Here is an 11,637-nt window from a genome sequence, read left to right as displayed (position 1 = left end):
TTGATCAAATCGCAAAAGACGCAAAAACAAAAGGCAATGTATACGTAAGTGTACAAAGTAAAGGTGAGTTAGAAAGTACACGTACAGTGAAAGCATATGATACAGAAATTACAGCGGCTCCAAATGCAAGTAATATTGTTGTGTTAAATAATGATGCTGGTGAAGATGATATTGTTCGAGTGACAGGCTTAAAAGCTGGAGATGTAGTCAAAGTATATGACGCGGCACAAGAAGGTAACGAGCTGAAATCAGCAACCGTTGCTGACTCAAAAACGGCAGTAAATGTTAAAATTCCTCAATTAGGTGAGAAAGCAGGAAAGGTATACATTACAGTAACAAACGTGAATAAGGAAGAAAGTGTACGTGTAGCAAAAGATTTTATAGGTGAATAAAAGGTAGAGTATTAAAAATTAGTAGTTCAATAGAGAGCGCCAGGAGGAAGTAGATCTCTTGGCGTTCTTGTTTTTGGTTAAGTAATATAGATAGTAATAAAAAATATTTTTAAAATGGGATATTTAAATTTATGGGAGAAATGCTTTATGTATAAATAAAATAGCTAAATCTGATTTTATACTTTTTATATCTTTTTATATGTTAATTATTTGACAGATAATTTCGAAATGTTATAATATGGATATGTTAAAATTTATATTTTCTTAAAAGACATGGGAGTCAGATGAGAATTGTGAAAGGATGAGGGGGAGTGACACATATTATGTATCACCACACAGCAATTAATGTATTGAGTCTTTTACAAAACATGTCAAATAATAAAATGAACGATATGAAACTAGATGCGGAATTCAAAAAAATAGAGAAACAATTCAGAATAGGGTATGAAGAGCTAGTTGCTTTATATAAAAGAATGGTACTATTTCAAATAGATATAGAAAAAAATGGCGGTATGCGAGCATATGAAGAATCAGTAATTACATGGCTGAAATCTGAGTTAGAACTATTATATGAAGTGTATCAATTTTGTCAACGTCACGGTTTAAACATCGCAAATATTTCAAAATATGTTAGTAAAAATGAATTGAATATTTTTCCGAAAACAGAAAGCCAATTACAAAACACGTATTATAAATTAAAAAAACAAGAGATGTCTTTTGAAAATATTGAAAAACAAAAACCAGGGCGAAAAAGAAAATATAAACCTGTTAAAGAGAAGATTGCTGAGACGAAACAAGAAATAAAAGAAGACGTTCGAGGCGAAGAGGATGAAAAAAGTCTCGTAACAGTTATATCAGGTATCGTTGACAACTTTGAAACAATTAGTCAATGTAGCGAAAAGAAGGAACATGAACTGCATCAATTCATGGAAGGTATTTATAAGCTTTCTAGCATGGCTGCAGATCGTTCGAAAGATGAAAAAAATACACGTGACCTTGAAAGTCAATTAAAGTCGCTACAGTTTGAAAATGAAAGGTTAAAGAGGGAGAAGGAAGAACTCGTCTTTGATATTAAAGAAATGACGCATCATTTAATTCATTTCATTACGAGCTCTGATATCGATCAAATTCGCACATTACCTTACTTCGTAAAAGAGTGTAAACAAGACCTACATAAGCTAGGGCTATATAACGCTCAAGATGGAAAAATGAAAATTATGGTCGATCGTAGCGGACAAGTTATGACCGTAACACAATAAAAAAATTGGGTACAAAATAAAAGGGAGATACATAGTGTATATGTATTTCCCTTTTGTTTTGTGTGGAATCGTTCCAAAGAAGGAGGATGAATTTTTACGATTGTAGTAACTTAGAAACCATTTGCGGAATTTGATTAGCCTGTGAAACCATACTAAGTGCAACTTCAGTTAACAATTTAAACCTTAAAAAATCGCTCATTTCCTGCGCCATATCTGCATCTTCAATTTGAGAAGAAGTATCTGTTAGAGCCATTCTTTGGCTATTTAAATTTTCAATATTAAACTGTAAACGATTCATCATAGCCCCAAGATCAGCACGATGAAGTGATACATTTTGTAAAGCCTCTTCAATTTTACGAATCGCCGCTCTTGCTTCTTGTTCTGTTGAAATCTTGATGTCATGTTGAGTAGGGGAAGGAGGAATGTGTTTCGTTATATTTACTGTATGACCAATATCATCTAATATAACAGGACGGTTTTGTCCGTCAAATACGGATAAATCATTAAACTCAGTCGTCTCGCCAATATAGCCAATTTGTTTTTTTAAAGATTGAAACTCTTTATTCAATGAATCACGGTTTTTATTTGAATTTGTACCGTTCGCAGATTGAATAGCTAAATCACGCATACGCTGTAAAATATTCGTCACAGTTTGAAGTGCAGCTTCCGCTGTGCGAAGCATCGATATCGCATCTTCATTATTACGAATCGCCACGCGCATACCACTCGCTCGTACATGCATACGAGTCATAATCGCAACATTAGCAGGGTTATCAGAAGCATGGTTTAACTTCTTACCAGTAGCCAAGTGCTCGATCGCAACATTCATACGTTTCTCATTCTCATAAAACGACTGCCTGGCATTCATACTCAAAACATTTGTACCAATACGCATAATAGACACTCCTTATAGATTGATATAGTTAGTGTTCTAAAGCTAATAAACGGTCATGAAAAGATAAAAAGGTGTATGTTCATTTGTTGCTTGTGTTTTAACATAAGGGGTGATCAAGATAAGCACTGACCGCTTCTATGCACTGCAGATGCTCTCTTCCATCAAAAAAAGGAAGGTTTTACAAAAAATAAACCTCTCCGCAAGCAGAGAGGTTTATTCAGGAAACTAACTCAAATGGCTTATTGTAATAATTTAGAAACCATTTGTGGAGTTTGGTTTGCTTGAGAAAGCATGCTGATACCAGCTTCGTTCAAGATTTTGAACTTAGTCATTTCAGACATTTCTCTCGCCATGTCAGCGTCTTCGATTTGAGAAGCAGCAGCTGCCATGTTTGTTGCTTGGCTAGTTACGTTGTTTAAGTTATGGTCTAAACGGTTTAATTGTGAACCGAAAGTTGCTCTAGCGTCTGCAATTGCTTGGATAGCAGCGTCAAGTGGTACTAATTCTGCTGCTGCTTCTGCATTATTAGCCATACTATCGCCTAAATTTGTAGTTGTTAACTCTTTTACATCTAGAGATTGGATTTCTAATGTATCTCCTGTAGCATCAGAAAGTTGAACCGAGATATCAGCGTTACCACCAGTAGCTTCTGCTAAGAATGCCTTACCATTGAAATTTGTTTTGTCAGCAATATGGTCAATTTCTAATTTTAACTCAGCGTATTCTTTGCCTATAGAAGCAACATCGGTATCGCCATTTGTACCACTTGATGCTTGTGTTGCAAGATCACGCATACGAAGTAAGATGTTTGAAATTGATTGTAATGCTGAATCACCAGTACGTAATGCGGACATAGCATCTTGTGTGTTACGAGCACCCACGTTTAAGCCGCCTTCTTTTGCACGCATACGAGTAGCGATAGCTAAGCCTGCTGCATCGTCAGCCGCACTGTTGATTGATTTACCGCTTGATAAACGATTCATAGCTGTATTCATTTTGTCTTGGTTTTGGCGCATGTACTCTTGAGTACGCATGCTGTTAATGTTTGTATTAATTCTCATGTTAAGAACCCCCATTTTTTTATATTGACTTTTCTGCAAATTGAAAAACGGTAATATGCGAAAAAATCAATTTCGAGATTTATTGTAATCCCTGTCATAGCGGGTGTCAACTAAAAATTCGAATTAATAAATATAAAAAAATAACAGTTTAACAATATATTCATTTTTTTATTACAATATTATTAAAAGGATTATTGCAAACTTTAAAAAAAAACTCTAATATTAGATTATCTTTGTTTACCGAAAAGGTGATATTATGTTAGTTGGAAATATAGTAAAAGAAGTGCTTGCATATAAGAAAGGACAAATTCAGCAAAAGTTAAGTAGTCCACAAGCATTCGTTAGTAGTCGTTTTCAAGAGAAGTTGCAGAGTGAACCTGCGAAGGAGACGAAGGATACTGCGCAGCCGGTAAATGTAGAGGATATGAGTCAGCCGGTACAATCTACGAAAATAGAAACGGTCGTAAATAAAACGGAACAATCTATTAATAAAGTAGAGGAAGCGAGTAAGCCTGAAGAAAAGGCTGAAACGAAGAACGTAGATGAAGTGCAAGTCGCACAAAAAGAGTTTGAACGACGTTTCCCAGAAACGAAAAATGAGGCTGCTGATACGTGGGAATTAACGAAGAAGTATAATATTCAAAAAATACGTTCTTCCAATGAGGGGAAGTATGAGGATATTATTGATCGAGTAAGTCGTACATACGGAATTCCGAAAACGTTAATTCAAAAAATGATTGAAGTAGAGTCTAATTTTAATCCGAAAACGGTGTCACATGCAGGTGCGATGGGTCTTATGCAGCTTATGCCAGCGAATGTGAAAGAGATGGGTATAAAAAATCCATTTTCACCAGCTGAAAGTATTGAGGGCGGTGTGAAAGAGTTAAGCGGTTATTTAAAGAAAAATAACGGCGACTTAGTATTGGCACTTGCTTCTTATAATGCTGGCCCTGGTAATGTGAGAAAGTACGGAGGCGTACCACCATTTAAAGAAACGCAAGGATATATTAAAAAAATATTAAATATCGACGTTTCAAAATAAGAAATTTCATATATAGAGAGAACATGAAATTTTCGTGAACATGATATGGGAGTTGGCTAGATTTGAAATTACAAGATGATATTCCGTTAACAATTTATTTTGAAATCGGAAATACGAAAAAGAAAATTGAAGATTTGCTTCATATTACGAAAGGTACATTGTATCGTCTTGAAAATTCAACGAAAAATACGGTGCGTCTTATGCTTGAGAATGAAGAGATTGGAACCGGAAAGATTTTGACGAAGAATGGAAAGATGTACGTTGAAATCGTTGAATTGAAAAGGTAGGGAAGGGGATTGTCATGAGTGGCGAAAAATTAAGCCAAGAGCAAATTGATGCCCTGCTGAAGGCGGTAAATGAAGGCGAGGAAATGCCAGCTTTCGCACAAGAAGCAGGGAAGCAAGAGAAATTTCAAGAGTATGATTTTAATAGACCGGAGAAGTTCGGTGTTGAGCATTTACGTAGCTTGCAAGCAATTGCTTCTACGTTTGGAAAACAGACGTCACAGACGTTGGCAGCACGTATGCGTATTCCGATTGAGTTAGAACCTTCAACGGTTGAGCAAGTTCCATTTACGAGTGAGTATGTGGAGAAAATGCCAAAAGATTATTATTTATATTGCGTTATTGACCTTGGTCTTCCAGAGCTTGGAGAAATTGTTATCGAGATTGATTTAGCGTTCGTTATTTACATTCATGAATGCTGGCTTGGCGGAGATAGTAAGCGTAACTTTACGATGCGCAGACCACTTACCGCATTTGAGTTTTTAACGCTTGATAATATTTTTATGCTCCTTTGCAAAAATTTAGAACAATCATTTGAAAGTGTTGTGGCGATTGAACCGAAATTTGTAACGACGGAGACAGATCCGAATGCATTAAAGATTACGACAGCGAGTGATATCATTTCATTACTGAACGTAAATATGAAAACAGATTTTTGGGATACGACGGTGCGTATCGGTATTCCGTTCTTATCTGTTGAAGAAATTATGGATAAGTTAACGTCTGAAAATATTGTCGAACATTCTTCGGATAAGCGTAAAAAGTATACGTCTGAAGTAGAAGTGAAAGTAAATCAAGTGTTTAAACCTGTTCACGTTGCGATTGGTGAACAGAAGATGACAATGGGTGAGATTGAACAAATTGAAGAAGGCGATATTATTCCGATTCATACGAAAGTTTCGGATGAATTACTTGGTTATGTAGATGGAAAGCATAAATTTAATTGTTTTATTGGAAAAGATGGAACGCGTAAGGCGCTCTTATTTAAAAGTTTTGTAGAGTAGGAGGATCCATATGAAGCATGAAGTATCTCCTGTGTCATTAATGGGATTAGAAGATTTTGCAGGGAAGCGAAATGAAGCAGATAAAGCACATATTGATACTGTTTCAGATATTTCGATTGAACTTGGTGTAAAGCTTGGGAAATCATCTATTACGCTCGGTGATGTGAAGCAATTAAAAGTTGGCGATGTTCTTGAAGTAGAGAAAAACTTAGGACATAAAGTAGATGTGTATTTAAGTAATATGAAAGTCGGCATTGGGGAAGCGATTGTAATGGACGAGAAGTTCGGTATTATCATTTCTGAAATTGAAGCCGATAAGAAGCAAGCTGCGCTTATGAAAGCGCAAAGTCAAATGCAAGATAAAGAGTAGAGGAGGAGTCATATGTCGTATATGACGACCTTATTTCAAGTCGTTTTACTGTTTGGTGCGCTCGGCTACGGTGCATATTATATGACGAAAAAGACGCGCAAGCAGCAGTTTTTTAAGCAAGGTGAAAATGGCCATATTCAAGTAAAAGACGGTGTGTATTTAAATCATCAAACGAGCGCCTTTTTATTTGAAGTGGACGGCAAGCAAGTGTTCACTGTTATTAGTAATAACGGTGTACAATCTGTGCAATTAACAGGAACAGGAAATCAGTTTCAACAAGCGCTAGAAGACGCGGTGAAGAGTGAAACGAAAAAAGTAGAGGATCCATCATGAGAATAAAGAAACAGTTATCATTATTAGCCGTTATTTTCGTATTTTCTATCGTTTTTTCAATTATTTTTGTAAATCCAGCGTATGCGGCCCCGAACGGTTTTATTAATTTCGAAAATGGAAAAGAGTTTACGAGTAATTCCAGTGTACAGTTATTTGCGCTCGTTACCCTTTTATCATTATCTTCGTCTATCGTTCTATTATTTACACATTTTACTTATTTTATGATCGTTCTTGGGATTACACGTCAAGGGCTTGGGGTAATGAATTTACCACCGAACCAAGTACTTGTTGGACTTGCATTATTTTTATCACTCTTTACGATGCAGCCTGTACTTGGGCAGCTAAAGAGCGATGTGTGGGATCCGATGACGAAAGAGAAAATAACTGTAAGTCAAGCTGCGGAGACGACAGCCCCTATTATGAAAGAGTATATGTCAAAGCATACGTATAAGCATGATTTAAAAATGATGCTGAAAGTGCGCGGAGAAGAGTTGCCGAAAGATTTGAAAGATCTTTCCTTATTTACGCTCGTACCATCCTTTACGTTAACGCAAATTCAAAAGGGATTATTAACGGGGATGTTCATTTATTTAGCGTTTGTATTTATAGATTTGATTATTAGTACACTTTTAATGTACCTCGGGATGATGATGGTACCGCCGATGATTTTAAGTTTACCGTTTAAAATACTTGTTTTCGTATATTTAGGTGGATATACAAAAATCGTCGACATTATGTTTAAAACGGTCGCCTGAAGCGTTTGATGCTATGTGATAGGAGTCATATAAATGAATACGTCACCAATTATAGATATTTTTCAAACCTTTTTTTATAAAGGAGTTATGATTTTAATGCCGATTGCCGGCGTAAGTATGATTGTCGTTATTATAATCGCTGTTATTATGGCGATGATGCAAATTCAAGAGCAAACGCTGACGTTTTTACCGAAAATGGCGAGTATTGTACTCGTTATTATCATTTTAGGTCCGTGGATGTTTCAAGAGTTAACGACGCTTATTTTAGATTTATTTGATAAAATTCCATCGCTATTGCGTTCGTATTAAGTTAGGTGGACTGAAATGAATATGGAATTATGGGCGGCGACGTTTTTTGCGTTTTGCCGCATTACTTCATTTTTATATTTTTTACCGTTTTTCTCAGGTCGATCCATTCCAGCAATGGCGAAGGTTACAGTAGGACTTGCACTTTCGATTACTGTTGCCGAACAAGTTGATGTCTCACACATAAAGACAGTTTGGGACGTGGCAGCTTATGCAGGTACGCAAATTGTAATTGGATTATCGCTTTCAAAAATTGTAGAAATGCTGTGGAATATTCCGAAAATGGCAGGGCATATTTTAGACTTTGATATCGGTTTATCACAGGCAAGTTTGTTTGATGTAAATGCAGGCTCACAGTCTACGTTACTTTCAACCATTTTTGATATATTTTTCCTCATTATTTTTATTTCACTTGGCGGCATTAATTATTTCGTTGCCACGATTTTAAAGTCGTTTCAATATACAGAGGCGATTTCAAAATTGCTGACGACTAGTTTTTTAGATAGTCTACTCGCAACGTTATTATTTGCGATCACATCAGCGGTTGAAATTGCTCTTCCGCTAATGGGGAGTTTATTCATCATTAACTTTGTTTTAATTTTAATCGCAAAAAACGCTCCGCAATTAAATGTTTTTATGAATGCGTATGTCATTAAAATTACATGTGGTATTTTGTTTATTGCGATGAGTGTACCGATGCTCGGTTATGTGTTTAAAAATATGACAGATGTATTGCTTGAGGAATATACGAAACTATTTAACTTTTTCTTAACGAAGTAGGGGGACGCGCATGGCAAAGGATAATAAAACAGAAAAGGCCACCCCGCAGAAGCGTAAAAAATCGCGTGAAGAAGGGAATATTGCCCGGAGTAAAGATTTAAATAATTTATTTTCCATACTTGTATTAGCGGTTGTCGTTTATTTTTTTGGAGATTGGCTTGGTTACGAGATTGCCAATTCTGTAGCGGTGCTGTTTGATCAAATTGGAAAAAATACAGATTCGACCGAGTATTTTTATTTAATGGGTATTTTATTACTAAAAGTATCAGCACCAATATTAATACTCGTATACGCTTTTCATTTATTTAATTATATGATTCAAGTCGGTTTCTTATTTTCTTCTAAAGTCATTAAGCCGAAAGCGTCGCGTATTAACCCAAAAAACTATTTTACGAGATTGTTTAGTCGTAAAAGTTTAGTAGATATTTTGAAATCACTATTTTATATGGGATTAATCGGTTACGTTGCGTACGTTCTCTTTAAAAAGAATTTAGAGAAAATCGTTAGTATGATTGGATTTAACTGGACTGCGTCACTTACTGAAATTATTAGGCAAATTAAATTTATCTTTTTAGCTATTTTAATTATATTAATCGTTCTTTCTATTATTGATTTTATTTATCAAAAATGGGAGTACGAACAAGATATTAAGATGAAAAAAGAAGAAGTAAAACAAGAGCATAAAGATAATGAAGGGGACCCGCAAGTAAAGGGGAAACGAAAAAACTTTATGCATGCGATCCTGCAAGGAACAATTGCGAAGAAGATGGATGGTGCAACGTTTATTGTAAACAACCCGACTCATATTTCGGTCGTACTTCGATACAATAAACAGGTTGATGCAGCACCAATTGTCGTTGCAAAAGGGGAAGATGAGCTCGCATTATATATACGAACGCTTGCCCGCGAACAAGAAATACCAATGGTGGAAAACCGTCCACTTGCTCGTTCTTTATATTATCAAGTCGAGGAAGATGAGACGATTCCAGAAGATTTATACGTAGCTGTAATTGAAGTTATGCGCTATTTAATTCAAACGAATGAACTTGAAGTATAATAGCGCGGTTGGAGGAGATCTCTTGTGTTTAAGATAGATTCTGCAAGAACCTATTTTTCTATCTTTTTAGCAGCGTCATTCGTAGTGGCGCTCTTAATTCCACTTCCACCATTTATACTTGATATCGTTATCGTTTTTTTACTAAGTATGTCAGTGCTTATTTATATGCGAGCAACAAGTATTAACGAGTGGGATGAATTAAAGTCATTTCCGACGATGTTGTTATTAATCGGGATTTTCCGCGTATCGATTAACGTATCGACGACGCGAGCGATTTTGACAGACGGAAATGCGGGGCATGTTATTGAAGAGTTCGGTCAGTTTGTAATTGGCGGGAACTTATTAATTGGTATCGTTATTTTCATAGTATTAATCATATTCCAGTTTATCGTTGCAAACGGTGCGTCTCGTACAGCTGAAGTTGCAGCTCGTTTTACACTTGATTCTTTACCCGGGAAACAAATGTCAATCGATGCGGATTTAAACCAGCGTATTATTACTGAAAAAGATGCACAGGCAAAACGAAAAAAGTTAAATATGGAAACAGAGTTTTACGGGGCGATGGATGGTGCCGGGAAGTTCATTAAAGGGGACGTTATTTTCGGGATTGTCATTTTATTCGTAAACATTATTTTCGGTTTAATTGTCGGTATGATGCAGCAGGGCATGAGTTTTGCTGATGCAGCTATTCACTATACACAGTTAACTGTCGGTGATGGAATCGTAAACCAAATCGGTTCGTTAATGCTTGCGATTTCAACAGGTATTATCGTAACACGTGTATTTGATGGTTCAGCGGATACGGTAACTGAAGGTATCTTTAAAGAGTTATTAGCACATGAAGTTGTTGTATATGCGCTTGGTGGTTTATTTATTGCGATGGGTATTTTCACTCCGCTACCATTTCTACCATTCGCACTCGTTGGTGGAACAATTGTCTTCTTAGGAATTCGTAATAAAAACCGAATAAAGAAAGAAAAAGAAGACGAGCTTCAAAAAGAATTAGAAATGATTCAAGGCGAAGATGAACAACTGCAACAAGTGGAAGATTCATTCGGAGTATTTACAGATAAATATCCAATTATTGTAGAACTCGGTTTAGATTTAGCAGCACTTGTAAAGCAGAAGATTAACGGGGAAACAGCTCGTGATAAAGTTGTTCTTATGAGGAAGTCGATTATTACCGACCTTGGTATTAACGTTCCTGGCATTAACTTTAAAGATAATACGAGTTTTAGACCACGAGGACGTTACATTATTCGTATTAAAGGTGCGAAGGCAGCTGAAGGTGTTTTAAAATCAGGTTACTTATTAGCATTGAAAACACCGAATGTAATGGCCGATTTAGATGCAGAACCAGCGAAAGATCCGATTTTCGGTGAAGATGGATATTGGATTTTAGAGCATATGGTACAAGATGCACAAATGAAAGGCTATCAAGTATTAGAGCCGCTTAGCATATTAATTACACATTTAGATGTTATCGTTAGACGTAATCTTCATGAGTTAATTCAGCGTCAACATGTAAAAGACTTAATTAACTCGCTTGAAAATGATAACGGCGTTTTACTAGAGGAGATTAAGAAGAAAGAAATCGACTTATCACTTGTTCAAAATGTTATTAAACAATTGTTAAAAGAGGGTATTTCTATTCGTGATTTACCAACTATTATCGAAGGTATTATTGATGGAAAAGAAATTTATCAAAATCATGTAGACGGTGTAACGTCATTCGTCCGTGAATGTATTTCAAAAGTGATTTGTGAAAATGCGAAAAATCCTGACGGTAAAATTTACGCAGCGCTCTTCTCAGATTCAATCGAGTTAGATGCGGATGTTGTAAATAATTCATACCAAGGTTACTTATTAAACTGGGATTTAGATTTAGAAACACGTGTTGTTGAACAAGTACAGCGTGTCTTTAAACAAGCTCGTTTAATGGGAAGAGAACCAGTATTATTAACGCGTAGAAAAGATTTCAGATTTGCGATTGTAAGACTTCTTGAGCGTTATCAAGTAGAAGCGCAAGTACTTTGTATTAGCGAATTAGCACCGGAAATTGTTGTAGATCAAATTGCCTATATTGAATAGTAGGGGGT

13 protein-coding genes and 1 pseudogene are annotated in these 11,637 nt (G+C 35.9%); 12 read left to right on the top strand and 2 right to left on the bottom strand.

The genetic code is table 11. From position 1 onward, the window contains the following. Positions 1-392 (top strand): annotated as a pseudogene (locus tag FS802_RS31470) (IMP dehydrogenase); the annotation flags it as partial. 323 nt (positions 393-715) lie between these two features. Then, on the top strand, positions 716-1,651 hold the full coding sequence (locus FS802_RS05590) for a DNA-binding domain-containing protein (RefSeq protein WP_098653186.1): 936 nt from the start codon (positions 716-718) through the stop codon (positions 1,649-1,651). Positions 1,652-1,745: 94 nt separating this feature from the next. Here the strand turns inward: FS802_RS05590 and FS802_RS05585 are convergent, their stop codons facing one another. Both FS802_RS05585 and FS802_RS05580 read right to left on the bottom strand, forming a co-directional pair. Beyond that, positions 1,746-2,546 (bottom strand): flagellin N-terminal helical domain-containing protein, encoded by an 801-nt coding sequence (locus FS802_RS05585; RefSeq protein WP_098653187.1) that lies wholly within the window; start codon positions 2,544-2,546, stop codon positions 1,746-1,748. A 239-nt stretch (positions 2,547-2,785) separates the two neighbouring features. After that, positions 2,786-3,607, bottom strand: coding sequence for a flagellin N-terminal helical domain-containing protein (locus tag FS802_RS05580; RefSeq protein ID WP_098653188.1), 822 nt, complete (start codon positions 3,605-3,607; stop codon positions 2,786-2,788). Between the two features lie 256 nt (positions 3,608-3,863). Between FS802_RS05580 and FS802_RS05575 the strand changes: the two genes are divergently transcribed. The 10 genes from FS802_RS05575 to flhA all read left to right on the top strand — a co-directional run bounded on the left by FS802_RS05575 (position 3,864) and on the right by flhA (position 11,629). Further along, positions 3,864-4,649: a lytic transglycosylase domain-containing protein gene (locus FS802_RS05575; RefSeq protein WP_098653189.1), complete on the top strand. Its 786-nt coding sequence runs from the start codon at positions 3,864-3,866 to the stop codon at positions 4,647-4,649. 62 nt (positions 4,650-4,711) lie between these two features. After that, complete coding sequence (locus FS802_RS05570) at positions 4,712-4,936, top strand: flagellar motor switch protein FliN (RefSeq protein ID WP_000775712.1); 225 nt, start codon at positions 4,712-4,714, stop codon at positions 4,934-4,936. A 14-nt stretch (positions 4,937-4,950) separates the two neighbouring features. Then, a complete protein-coding gene (gene fliM, locus FS802_RS05565) occupies positions 4,951-5,937 on the top strand; it encodes a flagellar motor switch protein FliM (RefSeq protein ID WP_098653190.1) in 987 nt (328 codons plus the stop codon). 10 nt (positions 5,938-5,947) lie between these two features. Continuing rightward, on the top strand, positions 5,948-6,307 hold the full coding sequence (fliN, locus tag FS802_RS05560) for a flagellar motor switch protein FliN (RefSeq protein ID WP_098653191.1): 360 nt from the start codon (positions 5,948-5,950) through the stop codon (positions 6,305-6,307). 12 nt (positions 6,308-6,319) lie between these two features. Beyond that, the gene (locus tag FS802_RS05555; protein WP_000121176.1) at positions 6,320-6,640 is read left to right on the top strand and encodes a hypothetical protein; all 321 of its coding nucleotides are present in this window, start codon (positions 6,320-6,322) and stop codon (positions 6,638-6,640) included. Further along, positions 6,637-7,395 carry a flagellar type III secretion system pore protein FliP gene (locus FS802_RS05550; protein ID WP_001220582.1) on the top strand — a complete coding sequence of 253 codons (759 nt, stop codon included), beginning with the start codon at positions 6,637-6,639 and terminating at the stop codon, positions 7,393-7,395. Before FS802_RS05555 ends, FS802_RS05550 begins: the two co-directional genes overlap by 4 nt. A gap of 33 nt (positions 7,396-7,428) precedes the next feature. Next, positions 7,429-7,704, top strand: a complete 276-nt coding sequence (locus tag FS802_RS05545; RefSeq protein ID WP_064449842.1) for a flagellar biosynthetic protein FliQ — start codon at positions 7,429-7,431, stop codon at positions 7,702-7,704. A 15-nt stretch (positions 7,705-7,719) separates the two neighbouring features. Beyond that, positions 7,720-8,481, top strand: coding sequence for a flagellar biosynthetic protein FliR (locus FS802_RS05540; protein WP_098653193.1), 762 nt, complete (start codon positions 7,720-7,722; stop codon positions 8,479-8,481). A 10-nt stretch (positions 8,482-8,491) separates the two neighbouring features. Then, a complete protein-coding gene (gene flhB / locus FS802_RS05535; protein ID WP_001040116.1) occupies positions 8,492-9,538 on the top strand; it encodes a flagellar type III secretion system protein FlhB in 1,047 nt (348 codons plus the stop codon). Between the two features lie 24 nt (positions 9,539-9,562). After that, on the top strand, positions 9,563-11,629 hold the full coding sequence (flhA, locus tag FS802_RS05530) for a flagellar biosynthesis protein FlhA (RefSeq protein ID WP_098720558.1): 2,067 nt from the start codon (positions 9,563-9,565) through the stop codon (positions 11,627-11,629). Positions 11,630-11,637: the final 8 nt, after the last annotated feature.

Origin of the sequence: Bacillus sp. DE0042 (genome assembly GCF_007680225.1) — a bacterium.
GTDB lineage: Bacteria > Bacillota > Bacilli > Bacillales > Bacillaceae_G > Bacillus_A > Bacillus_A wiedmannii.
This window is presented reverse-complemented; position numbering and strand designations above follow the sequence as displayed.